The 16,910-nt window shown below is 62.4% G+C and carries 15 protein-coding genes and 1 tRNA gene; 6 read left to right on the top strand and 10 right to left on the bottom strand.

What is annotated here, in order from left to right:
- Positions 1–136 precede the first annotated feature (136 nt).
- On the top strand, positions 137–751 hold the full coding sequence (locus FHX10_RS14315) for a GNAT family N-acetyltransferase (protein WP_047616442.1): 615 nt from the start codon (positions 137–139) through the stop codon (positions 749–751).
- 20 nt (positions 752–771) lie between these two features.
- Here FHX10_RS14315 and FHX10_RS14310 read toward each other — a convergent pair whose 3' ends face one another.
- Entirely contained in the window at positions 772–2,529 is a 1,758-nt protein-coding gene (locus tag FHX10_RS14310) for a glycogen debranching protein (RefSeq protein ID WP_047616441.1), read from the bottom strand.
- A gap of 362 nt (positions 2,530–2,891) precedes the next feature.
- On the opposite strand from FHX10_RS14310, the gene FHX10_RS14305 reads away from it, so the two are divergent.
- The 3 genes from FHX10_RS14305 (at position 2,892) to FHX10_RS14295 (ending at position 4,659) form a co-directional block, all read left to right on the top strand.
- A complete protein-coding gene (locus tag FHX10_RS14305; protein ID WP_047616440.1) occupies positions 2,892–4,073 on the top strand; it encodes an ROK family transcriptional regulator in 1,182 nt (393 codons plus the stop codon).
- Positions 4,074–4,155: 82 nt separating this feature from the next.
- Positions 4,156–4,449, top strand: a complete 294-nt coding sequence (locus tag FHX10_RS14300; protein WP_047616439.1) for a helix-turn-helix domain-containing protein — start codon at positions 4,156–4,158, stop codon at positions 4,447–4,449.
- 60 nt (positions 4,450–4,509) lie between these two features.
- Complete coding sequence (locus FHX10_RS14295) at positions 4,510–4,659, top strand: hypothetical protein (protein WP_047616637.1); 150 nt, start codon at positions 4,510–4,512, stop codon at positions 4,657–4,659.
- 3 nt (positions 4,660–4,662) lie between these two features.
- Here the strand turns inward: FHX10_RS14295 and FHX10_RS14290 are convergent, their stop codons facing one another.
- On the bottom strand, positions 4,663–4,875 hold the full coding sequence (locus tag FHX10_RS14290) for a hypothetical protein (protein ID WP_029872887.1): 213 nt from the start codon (positions 4,873–4,875) through the stop codon (positions 4,663–4,665).
- 194 nt (positions 4,876–5,069) lie between these two features.
- Here FHX10_RS14290 and FHX10_RS14285 point away from each other — a divergent pair, with 194 nt between their 5' ends.
- Complete coding sequence (locus FHX10_RS14285; protein ID WP_047616438.1) at positions 5,070–5,303, top strand: DUF982 domain-containing protein; 234 nt, start codon at positions 5,070–5,072, stop codon at positions 5,301–5,303.
- A gap of 6 nt (positions 5,304–5,309) precedes the next feature.
- On the opposite strand, the gene FHX10_RS14280 is transcribed toward FHX10_RS14285, so the two are convergent.
- Positions 5,310–5,525, bottom strand: a complete 216-nt coding sequence (locus FHX10_RS14280; protein WP_047616437.1) for a hypothetical protein — start codon at positions 5,523–5,525, stop codon at positions 5,310–5,312.
- Positions 5,526–6,024: 499 nt separating this feature from the next.
- Here FHX10_RS14280 and FHX10_RS14275 point away from each other — a divergent pair, with 499 nt between their 5' ends.
- On the top strand, positions 6,025–6,657 hold the full coding sequence (locus FHX10_RS14275; protein WP_184389535.1) for a bifunctional 2-polyprenyl-6-hydroxyphenol methylase/3-demethylubiquinol 3-O-methyltransferase UbiG: 633 nt from the start codon (positions 6,025–6,027) through the stop codon (positions 6,655–6,657).
- A 196-nt stretch (positions 6,658–6,853) separates the two neighbouring features.
- On the opposite strand, the gene FHX10_RS14270 is transcribed toward FHX10_RS14275, so the two are convergent.
- The 7 genes from FHX10_RS14270 to bcsN all read right to left on the bottom strand — a co-directional run bounded on the left by FHX10_RS14270 (position 6,854) and on the right by bcsN (position 16,892).
- A tRNA-Pro gene (locus tag FHX10_RS14270) sits at positions 6,854–6,930 on the bottom strand.
- A gap of 98 nt (positions 6,931–7,028) precedes the next feature.
- Positions 7,029–7,697: an HAD family hydrolase gene (locus FHX10_RS14265; RefSeq protein WP_063474284.1), complete on the bottom strand. Its 669-nt coding sequence runs from the start codon at positions 7,695–7,697 to the stop codon at positions 7,029–7,031.
- Positions 7,698–7,787: 90 nt separating this feature from the next.
- The gene (locus FHX10_RS14260; protein ID WP_184389533.1) at positions 7,788–10,163 is read right to left on the bottom strand and encodes a cellulose synthase; all 2,376 of its coding nucleotides are present in this window, start codon (positions 10,161–10,163) and stop codon (positions 7,788–7,790) included.
- The gene (locus FHX10_RS14255; protein WP_047616429.1) at positions 10,160–11,206 is read right to left on the bottom strand and encodes a glycosyl hydrolase family 8; all 1,047 of its coding nucleotides are present in this window, start codon (positions 11,204–11,206) and stop codon (positions 10,160–10,162) included. Before FHX10_RS14255 ends, FHX10_RS14260 begins: the two co-directional genes overlap by 4 nt.
- Positions 11,203–13,665: a cellulose biosynthesis cyclic di-GMP-binding regulatory protein BcsB gene (locus FHX10_RS14250; RefSeq protein ID WP_183908267.1), complete on the bottom strand. Its 2,463-nt coding sequence runs from the start codon at positions 13,663–13,665 to the stop codon at positions 11,203–11,205. Before FHX10_RS14250 ends, FHX10_RS14255 begins: the two co-directional genes overlap by 4 nt.
- On the bottom strand, positions 13,662–15,854 hold the full coding sequence (gene bcsA, locus FHX10_RS14245) for a UDP-forming cellulose synthase catalytic subunit (protein WP_047616634.1): 2,193 nt from the start codon (positions 15,852–15,854) through the stop codon (positions 13,662–13,664). Before bcsA ends, FHX10_RS14250 begins: the two co-directional genes overlap by 4 nt.
- Positions 15,855–15,911: 57 nt before the next feature.
- Positions 15,912–16,892 carry a cellulose biosynthesis protein BcsN gene (bcsN, locus tag FHX10_RS14240; RefSeq protein WP_097543049.1) on the bottom strand — a complete coding sequence of 327 codons (981 nt, stop codon included), beginning with the start codon at positions 16,890–16,892 and terminating at the stop codon, positions 15,912–15,914.
- Positions 16,893–16,910 lie beyond the last annotated feature (18 nt).

Below are 16,910 nucleotides of genomic sequence, written 5' to 3'. Positions count from 1 at the left end.
CCTGCCGCCCAGGCGACGGCCGAACGTTTTCTTCCCCCAGAGCTTTGCCGGGCTGGCGAATCTGAGGTAATCGTCAATGCATGAGCCTCCCTCGCAACCTGAAATAAAAAAACGCCACGCAGGAGGTGGCAAAGTGATGGACAACAACTGCTCCATCCGCCCGGCGACCGAAGCGGATACCGAAGCCCTTTTCGACATCTGCCTGAAAACCGCGAACGGCGGCGACGATGCCAGCGCGCTCTATAGCGACCCGCATCTGCCCGGCTACATCTGGTCGGTGCCCTATCTCAAATTCGCCGAAGACTTTGCCTTTGTGTTGATTCAGGACGGCCGCCCGGTCGGCTATATCGTCGGCGTCCCGGATACCAGGGCGTTCGACAGAGAGTTGCAGGCGAATTGGTGGCCGTTCGTCCGCCAGGAGATCGCTGGCCTGACGCCCGCCCGTCCGCGCGACGCCGACGTGATCGAACGTATTCAAAACCCGCGCAGCGGCACGCCGTGGCTTCAAGACGACTACCCCGCGCATCTTCACATCAACATCCTTCCCGGACTTCAGGCAGCCGGTTGGGGACGCAGGATGATCAGCATTGAGCTTGAGGCGCTGAGAGATCACGGCGTCCGAGCGGTGCATCTCGGTGTCGATCCCAACAACCACCGCGCCAGGGGCTTCTACCATCACCTCGGCTTTTCCGAATTCGAACGGGATGGTTCCGTCGCCTTCGCGATGCGGATCGATGAGGGGTCCCGCTAGAACCGACGGCGCAGTATTGTTCATGACCTTGGCTCCGCATTTGCAGCGTCCAGGCCATATTTCAAGACGACCGCCGCCGGCATGGCACTCCAGCCCTGAAGCAGGGAACCGCGCCCATAAGGCGGCGAGAAATATTCCACCGCACCGATCCAGCCATTGTCGAGGCAGGTTTCCCACCAGCGTGTCAATGCATAGCGTGCACCCCCAAGTCCGTGGCGAAGGCGTTCTTCTGCATAGGCGCCATCCCAATACGGCCAGTCCGAGCCATTGTGGTAGCGGTAGGGAAAAGCGGTCTTGGATCGCAGATCGCCTTGCCGCTTGAATGGCGGATAGGCGCACATGACACCCCAACTGCCATAGGGCTGTTGTTGATTGTTGCGCGTTTCCAGTCTGTTTTCAAAAGCTTTCAACAAGCCGACGGCCCTATGCTTCGAAATTGCGCTGAATCGCGACAAGGTCAGGCTGTCGAGAGCCAGATGATCCTCGATGAAAGCGCCAGGCGTTCCATAATCGATATATCCCGCCGTTGCCGGCACGAACAGCCTGGCCTCGATTTCTTCACGGGCCAGATTTGCGGTCTTGAGCGCGCGTGCGGCAAGCGTCGGATCGTGGCCCTCGCCAAGCCTTGCCACCGCGTCCATGGCGCCGACGAAAAGACCGAGGTCATAGGAGACGAGACCCTCACGATAGACGTTGTCGGCCCAGTCCCGGTCGTTGCGCGGTTTCAGCGGCAGAACGCTGTCAGCCCCGGCCAGGCCGAGATAGCGATCGGTGATTGCTCTGACGATCGGCCAGTGCAGTTGCACCTCTGCCAGGTCTTGCGTCACGCTGAAATAATCGCTCAGAAACAGAATGAAAAAAAGCGGGCTGTCGAAGTGATCGCTCCACCAGTCCTGCGGACGGTTGTGGTATTCCGGAACGGCTCTTTTGTGGTTTTTGGGATTGGCCTTGCTGTCGGCGACAAAGTGCTGCCAGGCCTGTGATTGCGCCGGCCCCGTCAAGATCACGCCGCTCGGGGCCTCTCCATCCGGCTGCACTCCCTTGGCGAGAATTCGGATCTCGTCGCGCACCACCTCCGGCGCCAGCATCAAAAGAGGCTGCATCGTCCAGTAGCCGTCGCGGTAATAGGTTCGCGCCGGAGCACTATAGGCCTGCCCGGCGGCAAGGCCAGCGAAGGCCCCGTTTTCGTCGTGCCTGATGCTGGAAAGAGCGGCGTGTATCCCCTGGCTGACCATGCTGCGCATCAACGGATCGGCCTCGGGCATCCTGTCGCAACGCGCCGCATATTCAGCGGCTTCCCCGATGATGGCTTCGCTGGTGAGGCTCAACGCTTTCTCAGCTTCGTCTCCTGAGGCGCCGATGGCGATCCGCAAATCCGAACCCGACGTTTCGACAATGAGGACACCCCAGGCCATTTCGAAAGTCTGCCGATGGTGGTTGCGGGTGACCCTCACCCTGGGACCCTTGCCATCCGGCTCGTGCCACCAAGCGCAACGACGCGCAGGGTACACGCCCCGAAGGCTTGCTTGGCGGATCAGCATCACCGGCCGCGACTGCGCGACAAACACGCCGCCCTGTTTCGAGACGACTCGGTTCGGGGCATAAGCATAAGGGCCGGTGAGTGGAGAAAATCTCACACGCCCCAGGCTGCCGGCTCCCCACAGGGCAAGATCAGCATATCCACCCGGATGAACATCGGCCTGAAGGCGCGGCGCCATTACAGGCAGTAATACGGGCTCTTCGGCGAAAAGCTGTCCATCAGTCGAAGGCTTTATCATGGGCAGATCCCCGCACGCCAAGTTCAACAGACAGCAGGACGAGAAAAAGAAATAGAGCCGAATAAGCCCAGGCCAGCTCCTCTTCGGACGACCTTGGCGAGCGCATGTCTACCCGGACGAGACGTATGGCGCATACTGCTCCTCGACCCTCTTTATATCACGCGCATTGGATTGCGCGTTGACCTCAGCCTACAGGCCGATCCCTATTTGTCAAGGACATAGACAAATTGCCGATCTTGCTATACTCAAATCCGGGAGGACGGCGGAGCCAAGCCTCCGAATTTCTCTTCTTCTTGATAATTATGATCTAATATCGCCCCAATTAAGTATGCGCTCCGAACTAATTGGATCGATCTGGCTGGATGGCAATGACATCTTCCGTCGTACAGACACCCATCGCACGAAAAATTTCAACCAATGCGGTGATCCGAACCATTTTGGCAAACGGGCCGATCTCCCGCGCCGATATCGCCAAGCTGACCGGTCTATCAAAGCAGACGATTTCCGAGGTCGTGCGCGACCTCGAGGATGACGGATGGCTGAAACCTGTCGGGCAGACCGACGGTCGTCCAGGCCGGAATGCCATTATCTATGAAATCAATGCGAGGGCCGGACTGGCTGTCTCTATCGATCTCGGAGGCACCAAGATCGCCGCAGCCATCTGCGATCTGTTGGGAAACGTGGTTGCCGAAACCAAAGTGGCCACCGACCCGCGCGGAGGCATGCATCTCGTCAATCAATTCAGCGATCTTCTCGTTGAACTCGCGCTTGCGGCCGGGACCACCGCCGACAAGCTCCGTCTCGCCGTCCTGGGCACACCCGGCGTGCTCGATCCGGTCACCGGACACATCAACGTCGCGCCGAATATCCCCGGCATCGACGCCATAAATCTGCAGCAAGTCTTCAGCGACAGAATGGGTATCACCGTGATCGTGGAAAACGATGTGAACCTTGCGGCGCAAGGGGAGCGGTGGCAGGGACACGGTGTCGAAACCGGCAATTTTGCTTTCGTTGCCCTTGGAACAGGCGTCGGCATGGGCATCATCGCCAACGGAACTCTGTTGCGCGGCGCGCGTGGCGCGGCCGGCGAAATCGCCTATCTCCCGATCGGCGGGGATGCGTTCGATCCCGGCGGCTTTACGCTTGGAACCTTTGAGAGCGCGGTCGGCAGCGTGGCGATGCTGCGCCGCTACACCGGTTTCGGCGGGCGTGACGCATCCACCGTGGCCGATCTCTTCGCCGCGTTTGATGCAGGAGATACAAGCGCCGTGGCCGCAATCGAAGAGACGGCCAGGCTGGTGGCGGTCGCCATTGCGGCAATCGGAGCAACTCTTGATCCTGAACTGGTGATCACCGGTGGCAGCATCGGCTCGAGACCGGAACTCGTGGACGCCATCCGGCGTTTCCTGCCGCGTTGTACCCCTTACCCGCCGCGCATCGAGATCAGCCGCTTCGGAAACCGGGCCGCCCTAATGGGCGGCGTGGGGATCGCGGTCCAGCGCATGCATGATGATCTGTTTGGCGTAAAACTGAGGGACGTTTGAAGAATGCATGCAGCATTGCTTCGTTCGCCAATCAATCGCCGGGCCACTTGAGAAGCGCTGCAAATGCGCTAGATTTTCCACCATGATAACGGCAACGCAGATACGCGGCGCGCGCGCCATGATCGGAATGAGTATCGAAGAGCTCGCCGCCGCCAGCGGCCTGCCCGTGGAGACCGTGACGGCGCTCGAAAACGGCGAATTTGCGGGCGAGCCGCACGCGCTGTTCGATGTGCGCAGTACGCTCGAAGCGCACGGCATCATCTTCCTTTCCAGCGGCAATCAGGATGAAGGCGGCCCCGGCATCCGGTTGCGCGCACGCAGCTCCAGCGATGACGGCATCCGGCCGGAAAACCTCAACGCCGCCAACGACGACTGACGGAACCAATCGGTGCGCTCAGCGTTTCGCTGTCCCATGAACACATCCGGGGGCAGTCTCTTGAACCGCAGCAATGGTCTCTACGTCATCATCGGCGTTCTCGTCGTCGCCGTCGTCGGTCTTGGCGCCTACATCTTCCACGAGGAAAGCAAGCCGCAGGGGATCGAGATGAGCATCGGCAAGAATGGTGTGTCGATCGAGCAGAACTGATCGTCAGAGATAGGTTTTTGCGAGATCGGCGAGTTTGCCGCCGTCCTTCACGCCCTGCCTGTAGAGCTGAATGATGACCGCACCGATCCGCTCGGCCTCCGGTGTCGTCCTGGCCAGGCCGCGTTCGTCGCAGACCTTGTCGAGCACTTGCGACAGCAAATCGAGATCTTCCGAAAATAGCGGTAAATCATGCGGATGAATTGATGATCGTAACATCACGCCGCACATCCTCCGAGGGCAAACGCATTCACGCTTGCATCGCCGGCCGCCCTCCGCAACCGTCATAAAATCATTATGCGCGACGGTCCGAACTTTAGCAACTGCGCAAATTCCCGGGGAATAAAATTATGGAACAAAATTTTGTCCCGCGCGTTTGGTGGCGCTTGTAGCAGGAATCAGTGAGTGCAGACGTGAGCGAAATACGCTTTCCCTCCCCCGTCCGGGTCCTTTCTCCAAATAGCAGCCTGATCGTTTCCACCGTCTGGGAGGCCGTCGAATATCTGAAACGGTGGCCGAGCAAGCGCGGGCGCGATTATCGCGTTGCGCGCCAGCATTGCCTGGATGCGCTCGACGGACTGCGCAGCCCGCGCGCAGCGCAGGCTTCCTTCGTCACGGCAGCCAAAGCGGCAGGATTGCTGGTGTGAATTGCTCTAGCTGCTACGGCCGCTGGCGGCGAACTGGGGATGGATGGAGCCTTCCGTGATGACCTTGGCGGTCACTTCGATCACCTGCTCCTCGGCTAGTTCAGCGAGCGCGAGGGCGACATCGCCCTCCGACCAGCCGGCTTTGACGGCCTCTTCCGAGAGAGCTTGGAAAGCGGCTGCGAGGGCCTGCCTGCAAGTGAGATTCTGCTTCATATCCGCCATGCGCTCGCACTAGGCTATTTCTGACAGGGATAATGTTAATCTACACATATTCGCCAGAAAGCGAAGAGGGTTCAGATCTTTTTCAAATCAAAATTGGGCTCTTAACTTCAAAGCTCTGTATAGCCTTAACAAAATACAACAATCATCACCTCTCCCAACTGAGGGAGTACCAAAAAGAACTACAGGAACTATTTGTGACACACTCCCAAAGGGTATTCCGGCGCGTTATTTATTTTAAATGGTCGAAACGGCTGGAGCCGATACAGCGGCCCTTTGGTCCGCGAGAATGCGGCAACCTCAATTGCGGCCCGTTTTCAGCATCTTCCTGGCACCCTGTCAATCAGCTTCGCGGATTTCCCCGAGACGAGCGCCGGGACCGCTGGAGATCCCTTGCCAGCCGCGAACGCCTTCGGCGTTTATCACCTTAATACCACAACGACACCACACTGCCGTCAAAGTCCGCCGTACCATTGCGGCGGCTCACTTATCAGGAGGTAACATGTCTATCGAACTGGACGCGACTACCTATGTCCACGCCAAGCCGGCGACCGCCCATTCCTATATCTTGCCGGCCGTTGTCGATGTTCTCCAGAATAATTTCCAGGAGGCAAACGAGACTGCGGTCTTCGACCTCGGTTGCGGCACCGGCGGTGCTGCCGCCGTGCTGGCAAAAAAAGGTTACGACGTCGTCGGTGTCGATCCGTCCGAGGACGGCATTGCGAAAGCGAGAACGGCTCATCCCGATCTTCCGCTGGAGATCGGCTCTGGTTACGAAGATCTCTCCAGCCGGTACGGGACCTTCGATGCGGTGATAAGCCTCGAAGTGGTGGAGCATGTTTATGATCCCAAATCTTTCTCGGCCACCATTTACGATCTGGTCAAGCCCGGCGGCATCGCGGTCGTCTCGACGCCTTTTCACGGCTACTGGAAAAATCTGGCGTTGGCCGTAAGCGGAAAGATGGATGACCATTTCATGCCGCTCAAGGACCATGGCCATATCAAATTCTGGTCTCCCGAAACGCTCAGCACGCTGCTCGTCGAAACAGGCTTCGAAGACGTCGACTTCGAATATGTCGGGAGGGTTCCGCTGCTGGCGAAGTCGATGATCGCGATCGCTCAGAAACCGCACTGAAGACGGCGTAACGCCCGCCGTGTTTTCAATGGCGGCGCAGCAACTCGTCTGCAACATCAACAAATGACGTTTTCGTTCGGGACTTTTCCGGGGTTTTCGGTTCCCGTTTCAGCACTACTGGCCATGTCTCGTTCCGTTTTCCGCCACCGGCGGGACGAAGAAAGTGACATTCTGACTGGGATTTCAAGGGGATAAATGGTCGGGGCGACTGGACTCGAACCAGCGACCCCTTGACCCCCAGTCAAGTGCGCTACCGGGCTGCGCTACGCCCCGACCTGCCGAAACGGCTTGCTTCGTTTAGTTTTTCAGCGCGTGCAATGCAAGCGGAAAAACCTTGCCTCCCACAAAAAGGAAGCGGTTTGTGCGAATGCTCAGATCGCGGCGAGTGCCAATCGGCCTTCAGCGGTTTGAATGGGCTGCCATGCCTGGTAGTTGGCGATCGAAAAATGCGGTGTTTCGAATGGGGTGGCGTGGGTTTCGGTGATGACGGTGACGTCGGCGCCGGCGGCTTCACCGGCGAGGATGCCGGCGACGGCATCTTCGAAGACCAGGCATTTCGCGGGATCGACGCCGAGGCGGCTTGCGCCGAGCAGATAACCTTCGGGGCTGGGCTTGCCTGATTTGACCTCCTGGCCGCTGACGATGACCTTCGGCATCGGGATGCCGGCGGCAGCCATGCGGCGCCTGGCGAGCTCGATCGGCGCCGAGGTGACGATTGCCCATTTGCCATCGGCAATGGCGGAGAGGAAGCGGATGGCGCCCTGGATTTCGACGATGCCGGAGACATCCTCCATCTCCTCGGCGAGCAGCAGATCCGACTCGTGGGCCGGATCGACGCCGGGCAGGCCGAGCCCGCGGATGACGTCGGAGGCGCGGATGCCGTGGATGGTCTTCAGGAAAACCTCCGGTTCGAAGCCGTGGCGTCTTGCCCAGTCGCTCCAGACGCGTTCGACGACGGCGATGGAATTCAGGAGGGTTCCGTCCATATCGAAGAGGAAGGCATCATAGGACCTGTCGAGGACGTCATGGCGAGCGGGCACGGGCTTTTCCTTGAAGCATGAGGCCGGGAAGCATGAGGCCGCGGCGGCCCCTGCGCAGGCGAGTAGCGGAGAGCGGCGGCGGCGTCAACGTCAGTCGTTGACGTCCGGATGGGTGACGTTGCGGACGTCGGCAAGGCCGCGGGCGGCATCACGGCTGCCGGTCGCGGCAGCGGCTTCGAAGATACGGGTCGCATCGCCGTACATTTTGAGATTGAGGTAGCAGTAGCCGCGCAGAACCATCAGGTCGATACGTTCCTGCTGCAGCTGGGCACGCTGATCGAGATAGATCAGGGTTTCGCGATAACGGCCGGCATCGAAGGCCGAAAGCGCCCGGTCGGCGAGGATCGCCACCTGAAGCTCGGCGGCGCGCTGTCGGTTCTGTGGCGCCTTGGTGGCCGCGACGGCAGCATTGCCGGAAAGGCCGGCGCGCAGATAGGCAAGACTCTGGCCGTAGGCCGCGTCTTCACGGACCTTGCGGGCCGGGCTCTGCAATGCCGCCTCGAAGGCCGAGATCGCCTCCATCGGCCGGTTGATATCCATCAGGCACCAGCCGCGCGACAGGGCGTCGGCCGGGCTGAGCTGCCCTGCATCGATGGTCGTCGAGCAGCCGCGTGTCTGGCGCGGACCGCGCTGGACGGTCACCGTCTGCAGCGAAGGCCTTGCCGCGCCAACGGCGACTTCCGGCTCCGGCTTCTGTGCAGGTCCCTGCTCGGCTGGGAGCGGTTGAGCGGCGGTCGGACGCGGCGGCTGCGTCGGCTGAACCGGCTGCTGCGGAGCGAGCGTCCCCTTCTCTGTCGCGACCGCATTCGGCGTCAGCGAGGAGGTATCTTCGAGTTTGGTGATCCGGGTCGACCGGCCGGCCCAGGCGCGCTGGAGGTCGAGCACGCCCTTGCGGTCGCTCAACTGCTCGCGGGTGATGACAAGGCCATAGGCGGACGGTTCGTCATCAGGTTTCCAGGCAAGAGCCGTCTCGAACCAGCGTGCGGCGGTCTGGAACTGATTGAGTGAACGGGCATACCAGCCGAACTGCTGCGCCGTCGGCGCGTATTTGCGGGCGATGACTTCGGCGGCGACGCGATGCAGCACATCCTCGGCCAGATCGGCCGGCGGCTGCAGCGCCATCAGATTGGCGGTGGCGGCGAGATAGGTTGATGTTGCATCCTCGGAATCGGCGCGCCAGCGGAACATCACCTCTTCGGCTTCCTGCGGCGCCTTGCGGGCAATCAGCGCCAGCGCCAGCCCCTGCGAAGCGGCCGCCGAATCTTGCTTGGCGCGGGCGGCGCGGAACCACTTCTCGGCATCGGCATCGTTGTTGCGGCGAAGCTGATACCAGCCGAGCAGCAGCGCATCCGAGGCAAGCCCCTGGGTCGCGGCGAGCTTTTCGAGACGGGCGACATAATCGGGCGCGATGGCGAGATTCGGATCGTCATTGCCTTCGGCCATGAAGCGCCGGGCGAGGTTGTCGCGGATCGCATCGAATTCGCTGCTGCCCTCACTGGCAGGCCTCTCCAGCGCGAGCAGCGCCTGCATCGGCTGGTAGGCAAGCAGCGTCGAGGCTTTTTCGACCGTCGCCTGCCGCTCGGCCGGATTGGGGCAGTTCTTCAGGATATAGGTGTAGGCGTCCTGGCCGCGCTGCGTCCTCTCGGTCCGGATGAAGGCTTCGGCCACGCGCCAGAGAATATCGATCTCGCTGCAGGTGAGCAGGCTCGGCGTTGCGGCAGCGGTATCGACCACCGTCGCAAATTGCTTGAGGTCGGACGCATTGATGAGGCGGGCGCGGGCCTCGGCGACATCAAGCCGGTCGAGCAGATCGGCCGGCGGCTGCCATCCGGCATCGGCTGCCTGGCGGTCGGCGATCGCCTTGCGCAGCTCCGCATAGCGGCCATCGGAATAGAGTTGCCACATGGCCTCGAGCTGTTTGTCGCCATTCTGCGGCACGGCGAGCGGATCGGCCGGCGGAACCCAGTTGGGGTAGAGCGCCTGAAGGCGGGAGATTTCGGCCTGCAGGCGCAGCTTGTCGCCGCGGCTGGCGAAATAACGAAGCGCACTTTCATCGACGGCGGGCGGCGGCGGCGCCGCAGCCTGTTGCGGCGCGGGCGGCTCGGAAACGATGGGGGGCGTGACCGGCGCCGGCGGGGCGGCCGTCTGCGGTGCCGCAGGTTGTGATGCCACAGGTGGAGGCGCTTCAGGCTGCTGTGCTGCGGCATCCGGCGCGGAGGTATCCGGTGCCGGCGGCGGCGAGGAGGTGATTGCCTCGATCTTGTCGGCGACGAGCTGCGCGTTGAATTCGGAATTGCCGCCGGGAGCATCGGCCGGCTTGATGCGGCCCACCATCATCAGCTCCGGCACCGGCTTGCCGGCAGGCCCAAGGCCGAACCGTTCCTGCAGAGCGGCACGATCCTTCAGCCCGGTGACGAGGGTCGCCACCACGACTGCCGCTGAAACCGCCACGAGGGAAGACTTCACAGACACTCCGGATGCTTCTCCCCGATATAGGCCAGCCCCAGCAACTGGAGCGTAGACGGATAATAGAGTGCGGGCGCAAATTGCAGGGCCGAGCCCGGCAGCTTGGTCCCATCGATTACACAGGCCACAACATCGTTAACAATTCTATAACCCGGATCCGGCAACACCGCCTTCGGCCGGCCGGTGGTCAGATCGAAGGTGGCAGGAACACCGTCTTTCGACATCCCCTCGCGCAGGTGGGTCAGCAGCGCCTTGTCGGTGACGCCGCCGCGAACGAGATAAAGCGGAATGCGAATGGCGTTATAGGCAAATTCCGCGTCGAAACCCTCGGCCGGCTGCGGCTGACCGCGCAGGCTCACCCATTCGGCGGGAAGCTTGCGCGGGCCGAACTGCATCGTCTTCAGCAGCGCCACGCCATCTTCCGACAGTTGTTTCCAGGCATCCGACGGAGCGAGCGCCGCCATCACCGGAATAGCCTCGTAAATCCAGTAGGACGGGTTGACGACGGGACCGTCGTCACGGTCGCTGCCGGTAAAACCCTCGCTTCCCGGCAACAGGAGCGTCCGGCCAGCCGAGCGCACGACGGTTTCGGCAAGCAGCGCCTGCGCCATGCGGGAGGCGGCAAGGATATAGTCCTCGCGTTTCCACGCCGTGCCGGCCAGCGCCAGCGCATAGGCGATCAGCATGTCGCCATCCGAGGCGTTGTTGGTGTCGGTGACGTGCGGCTTGACGTTCGGATCCCATTTCCAGACGGCCAGGCCATCGTCGCGCAGCAGCAGTTCGGTGCGGGTAAAATACCAGATCTGCTCGAAATCGGCGGGGCTAGCGGCGAGATAGGCGAGCAGCATGCCATAGCCCTGCCCTTCGCTGTGGCTGATATTGCCGTTGCCGTTGTCTACGATACGGCCGCTCGCATCGAGAAACTTCGCCTTGTATGCCGACCATGCGCCGGCATTGATCATCGCCTGCTGCGCAACGGCGGGCGCTCCAGCCGGAGCGAGCGCGACCGATGCCGCAAGCAGGAGCGCGCGTAACCGTCTCATTTCGACCGACCCAGCCTTCCGAGCATGCTTGAGGTGGTGACCCCGATCAGCAGCACGAAGACGACCAGCAGGAAGGCATAGGAGAGGATATTCGTCGACAGCCAGTTGGCGGCGATCAAGCGGTAATTGGAGATCGACCAGGGGGTGGACGGCACGAAATCGAAACGGGTGACGGGCACGGTCTCGATCTTGCCTGTCTTGCTCGAGTAGGTGGTGATGTGGCCTGATATCTGCGGCCAGTTCAGCTGCGCGGTCAGAACCTCCAGCCCTTCGCGCAAATCCTTCGCCGACGGCGCCGTCACCACGGTCCACGCGCCCGCCCCCGCGGGACTGGAGCCCTGGGCCACCAGGAGCGTGTCGACGTTGGACGGCGTGAAAATCTCCTCGGCGCCGGGCACGAATTGCAGCGAACTGCGGGAGATATCGAAATTGCGCGACACCCATTCGCGGAAAGCCGTGATCCGGTTGTGCAAGACACCGCCGCTGACCTTGGAATTCCATTCCTCAAAGGCCGTACCGGTATCGACGACGCTCGCCTGCGTATCGGCCACCGGACGCCACGAGGCTTGGCTCTCCGTCGAAATATTGGCCTGCGACAACGCGGTGGCCGGCATCTGCGAGACGGAGCCGATGAAGATGGCGTCGCGATCGCCGATCATATTCGGCGAGGCGACGGTGTCGACGGCAATCGGATGGCCGACCGTGATCGCCATCTGGCCGAGCAGCGTGGCGGCGGCCGAAAGCGTATCGGCATCGACGCGGTCGATAAAGAGCGGCGTCGGCTCGGTGGCCCGACCATAGGGATAGGCGGTGCCGGACATTGCCGCCAGATTCGGACGCTGACCGACGCGGGCAAAATCCGGAATCTGCAGCTCGGATGTGTCGAACAGGGCAAAGCGCGGCGTCGCACCGGCCGTGGCGCCCGGCGCGCAAGCCGCATCGTCCTTGGTCATCAGGATCGCCTCGATCGCCACCGAATTGAGACCGGGCTTGAAGTGCCGCATCGTCACGCGAATCGGCAGATGACGGAGAATGCCGCCGGTGGTGGTGGTGATCGGCACGGTGGAGGCGATGTTGTCGTTGACGTAGATATCGATGTGGCTGCCGGGCAGCACGTTATCGGTATAGGCGGCGTCGAGCAGCACCTTCGCCTCGCCGTAGGCATTGGCATAAAAATCGGCCGGCACGGCGACGTTGAAACTGGTCCGCAGCCGCCGGCCGGAGAATTCGGTGGTCTTCACGCCGAGTTGGGACAAGGCGATGTTCGTATCGGAAAAGACCAGCGGCGCGTTCGGCGCGCTCCAGCGCTCGGTGGTGAGCACGTCGCGGCGGACATCCGAGGACCTGTCGGTCGGCGAGACGATGGTATCAATCGCCGAGGAGACCGCCTGCCAGGAGGGGCCGCTGATCAGAAGCACCGGCGAACCGCTGCGCGGATCGGTGGCAAAAGCGGCGAATGCCGCACTTTCGGCGCCGGGCGGCAGGCTCGGAAAAAGCGGCCGCAGCTCCGCCGCGGTACCGACGAGCACGCTGAGTTTACCTGGCCCGGCGGCCGGAAGCGAAGCGGTGCTGAAGGCAAAGATCTGGTTCGGCATGCTGCTCAGCACAGACAGGCCCTGCGCCAGTCGCAGCAGCGGCTTGGTGGTTCCCGGCTGCTCCAGTGCCGGGACGACGATGTCGAACTCGGTCTTGCCGGCGCCGTTGACGCCGATGGCGCGGATCGCGTCGGCGCTCGACAGCTGGGCGGCATCCCTGCCGGCAAAGCTCAGATAGGTTCCGGCCGGATCGATATTCGACCACAGCTCATAAGTGGACTGGATGCTGCAATCGGTGCGGTGGCGCTGGGCGGCCTCGAAGGTGACGAGATTGGCGCCGGGCTGTAGCAAACCGGGCGGAACCTGGAAGGTGACGGCCGACGGTCCATCCGGCGAGCCGACGCGCTGTTGGCCGATCGGGCGGTTGTTGAGATAGACGGTCACCGCCGAGGCCTCAGGCGCGACGACGATCGCATTCTGGTAGGCGAAGGTAAAGCTTGCCTTGGCCGCCGCCTGTTCCGGCGTCAGATAGACCGACCATGACCGGCGATCGTATTCGCCACTGAGATCCAGTTTCGAAAAGGGCACGACATAGCGACGGACATCGCCGGAGCGCGGCGGCGCAGCGGTATTTGCCGCCGCGGCTGGCTGGAGCGCGGGTGCTGCCAGTTGCGGCTGGACGACAATCGTCGGAGGAACGGCTGCGGGAGCAGGAGCGGCCGGCGTTGCAGGTGCGGGTGTTACGGAAACCGGAGGCGTGCCGGGAGCGGGTGCAGGGGCTGTCGGCGGCGTGGGTGGCGTCAATCTCGGGGTAACGGATGCCCCGGGTGGCCGCTCGCCGGACATGTCGAAGGGCGCCGTCTGCGCCTGGGCAAAGGCGGAGGCATTCAGCAGGAGAAGCGAGGCGGCGACGATCCTTCTCATCCGGCATTGACCTTTGCCGCCCGCTGCTGGGCTTCCCGCTCCGGCCGCATGCTGCGGAAGAAGTAAATGAGGCCGCGGCTCGTCTGGTAGAACGACAGGCCGAGGAACCAGATGGTGCCGCGGATCAGGCCGGGATTGCGGCGGCGCGAGGCCTGAAACTCGGTCCACTGACCGGAATTGGCAAACATCAGGTCGGCGATCAGGCGATGGTCGAGCGCGCTTTTCGGCACGTACTGGCAGCCGACATTGCTGATGTCGCCCGACGGCTCGATGTTGCGGACGATGAGCGGCAGGGTTTCCAGATCGGCGCCGCTATAGGGTCGGAAGCGGATTTCGCCGAGTGCGCCGACCAGCATCTCGTCGAGTTGCTTGTTGAAGATGTGAAGCCTCGCACCGTGGACGGAAACGTCCTCGATCGAAGCCGCGTACCACTTGCCGTTGGCGCCGAATTCGCAGCGCCGGTTAACTCGGACGCGGCGGGACAAGGCGCGCTCGCCGCGTTCCGACACGACACCCAGCGCGCAACCGGCCATGATCAGGTTGATGAGGTTCCAGCCGCCGACGACGAGCGTGACGTCGGCCTTATAAGGCTCGGCATAGATCCTGTAGATGGTGATGATGAGCGCGACGATCTGTACCGCAAAGATGACGAAGAACGGACGGCTGATCTCCGACAGACGGCTGACGGCGATCGATTCATCCTTGGCGGTGACCTTGAAGGTCGGCTTCCTCGGATTGAGCATGACGGAGACCACGGCCGGCAGCAGATGTACGGTCTGGACATATTCGTACAGCTCGGAAATCCAGGGCCAGCGGAACGACCCGTAGAGGTAGTTCTGCATCATCAGGTTCACGAGCATGTAGGCCAGCGTATAGGCAAGGAACTCGCCGCCGGAGGCGGTGAAGATCTCCAGATCGAAGAACAGGTAGAAGAGCGGCGCAAACAGGAAGATCGTCCGCGGGAACGGGAAGAGCCAGAAAAGCGTAGACGACATGTAGCAGAAGCGCTGCGGGATCGTCAGGCCGCGCTTCAGAAGCGGGAAGCGAAAGCGCAGGATCTGCATCATGCCCTGCGCCCAGCGGCTGCGCTGACCGATGAAGCTTGCGAAGGTGGCCGGCTGCAGGCCGGCGATCAGCGGCTTGTCGACATAGATGCTGTTCCAGCCGCTGCCATGAAGCGCTAGCGCCGTCTCGCAATCCTCGGTGATGCTGATGCCGGAAAAGCCGTTCTGGGATTCGAGCGCCTTGCGGCTCAGAACCGCCGCCGAGCCGCAGAAGAAGGCGGCGTTCCATTTATCGAGGCCGCGCTGGATGATGCCGTAGAACATCTCGTTCTCGCTCGGCATCTTGTCGAAGGTGCGCAGATTGCGCTCCAGCGGATCGGGATTGATGAAGAAGTGCGGGGTCTGGACGAGGAAGAGCTTCGGATCGTCTTCGAAATAACCGACGGTCTCGAGCAGGAAATCGCGAGCCGGCGCGTGGTCGGCATCGAAGACGGCGATGAGTTCGCCGGTCGAATGTTTCATGCCGTTGTTGAGATTGCCGGCCTTGGCGTGCTCGTTGCGGTCGCGCGTGAGGTAGCTGACGTCGAGATCCTGACAGAGTTGCTTCAGCTCGATATGGCGGGCGGCAGCCGCCTGGGCTTCGAGCAGCTTGCCGGAATTGCGCTTCTGCAAGGTGCCGCCGTCGTCGAGCAGCCAGACATGCAGCTTCTCGGCCGGATAATCCATGGCCTTGGCGGCGGCGAGCGTGTTTCCGAGAAGCCCGGCATCCTCGTTATAGGACGGTACGAAGACATCGACATGCGGCAGACGCCCGGGATTGGCGGCACGCGAGGGGCGCGGCGGCAGCGGTGTGGCGACGATGAAAAGGCTGAGCGCCAGCATCGCGACGCTATACATTTCGGCGAGATAAAGCAGCAGGCCGGGAATGAAATTCTCAGGCTGGTTCATAGGCGGCAGCGTATTGGTGGTGCGCCAATAGACATAACGCAGCACGATCGAAGTGCCGAAGGCAAGCGCCACGAGGCGCCACGTCCCCTCGCCCTTCAAGACCTTGATCACCGCCATGACGGTTACCACGGTGATGCTGGTGATGAGCTGGGTCTGCAGGTTGACCGGCAGCGTGATCAGCACGATCAGGCAGAGCGAAACCACGGCCCATATGATGACACTGCGGGCTTTGCGCATCGTCGTTCCTTCGAAGTTGCTCAACCAGGGCGCCTTCCGGCGCCCCTGGCATGCTCACTATTTCCGGCAGGCGGCCGTCATGGCCGCGTCGCCTATACAGTCCGGCGAAGGCACGGTGACGCCGATCGCCCTTGCCGATTGTTGGTTCGGCGCAGGCGCGGCATCCGGCTTTGCGCTCGTCTGTGGCGCCTCGCCCGGCAGCGGCACGCGCGGGCCAATGGGCGCGGGCATAGGTGCTGCGCCTTGAGCCGGTTGCGAGGTCGGGGTCTTGCGAAGAGGCGTTGCCCGCGGCCGGCTGACAATCGCGGGCGCCGGCTCATAGCCGATCGGCATCGGACTGGCGCGATAACCGCCCTCGTCGGGATAGATCGGCGCGCCGCTGCGCCCGAGCGCACCATCGGCGGGCGGCGGATTGCCGTAAGGATTCCAGATCTCGCCGTCGAACGTGCCTGATACGGTGTAGCCGTAGACAATGCCGAGCAGCTGACGCTCGGTAGCACTCGCATCGCAGAGACGCAGACGCAGCTGGATCATGCCGAAATTGCGCGCCTGGGTATTGGCGGCGGCACTCGACCGGATCTGTTGCCAGGCATAGATGCAGGTGTCGCCTGCGCGGCTGCGGCCGGCGGCATAGCCGAAGGGCCCATAAGCGTTTTGCAGGAAGGTCGCCGAGGTCGCCATCGGCACACCGGGGGCCGAGCGGGCCACCTCGCGGGTAATGCCGCTCTCGTTGATCATGCTGAAGCCGGCATTGCCGGTGCCGGGATTGGCGCCGGAAGCGCCGAGGAACTGGACCTTGAGGAAATTCTGACCGGGCACGGCGGATGAGGTAAACAGCGAGATCGTCTGCTCGACGCCGTTGCCGCGCTTGCGCTCGACGACGCTGACGATCGACGGGCCGCCCGGCGGCGGCAGGACCAGCGCCTTTTCAGGCGCCACGGTTTCCGGCCCGGAAGGCTGATGCACACCGCCGGTCGACGTGCAGCCGGCCATCACGCCTGCCACGGCCATCAGCGATATCGTCTTCCGCAAACGCATGTTTCGAGCCGCCGCAAT

Origin of the sequence: Rhizobium sp. BK591 (assembly GCF_014195045.1) — a bacterium.
Classification (GTDB): domain Bacteria; phylum Pseudomonadota; class Alphaproteobacteria; order Rhizobiales; family Rhizobiaceae; genus Rhizobium; species Rhizobium anhuiense.
Note: the sequence above shows the minus strand (reverse complement) of the source record. Positions and strands in the feature narration are given on the sequence as shown.

Bases quoted from the DNA above. Each gene is read 5' to 3' on its own strand.
- FHX10_RS14305 (WP_047616440.1), top strand. From the start codon at position 2,892: ATGGCAATGACATCTTCCGTCGTACAGACACCCATCGCACGAAAAATT.
- FHX10_RS14255 (WP_047616429.1), bottom strand. From the start codon at position 11,206: ATGAGACGGTTACGCGCGCTCCTGCTTGCGGCATCGGTCGCGCTCGCT.
- FHX10_RS14280 (WP_047616437.1), bottom strand. From the start codon at position 5,525: ATGGCGGATATGAAGCAGAATCTCACTTGCAGGCAGGCCCTCGCAGCC.
- FHX10_RS14315 (WP_047616442.1), top strand. From the start codon at position 137: ATGGACAACAACTGCTCCATCCGCCCGGCGACCGAAGCGGATACCGAA.
- bcsN (WP_097543049.1), bottom strand. From the start codon at position 16,892: ATGCGTTTGCGGAAGACGATATCGCTGATGGCCGTGGCAGGCGTGATG.
- FHX10_RS14290 (WP_029872887.1), bottom strand. From the start codon at position 4,875: ATGTTACGATCATCAATTCATCCGCATGATTTACCGCTATTTTCGGAA.
- FHX10_RS14300 (WP_047616439.1), top strand. From the start codon at position 4,156: ATGATAACGGCAACGCAGATACGCGGCGCGCGCGCCATGATCGGAATG.
- FHX10_RS14250 (WP_183908267.1), bottom strand. From the start codon at position 13,665: ATGAGAAGGATCGTCGCCGCCTCGCTTCTCCTGCTGAATGCCTCCGCC.
- bcsA (WP_047616634.1), bottom strand. From the start codon at position 15,854: ATGCGCAAAGCCCGCAGTGTCATCATATGGGCCGTGGTTTCGCTCTGC.
- FHX10_RS14275 (WP_184389535.1), top strand. From the start codon at position 6,025: ATGTCTATCGAACTGGACGCGACTACCTATGTCCACGCCAAGCCGGCG.
- FHX10_RS14310 (WP_047616441.1), bottom strand. From the start codon at position 2,529: ATGATAAAGCCTTCGACTGATGGACAGCTTTTCGCCGAAGAGCCCGTA.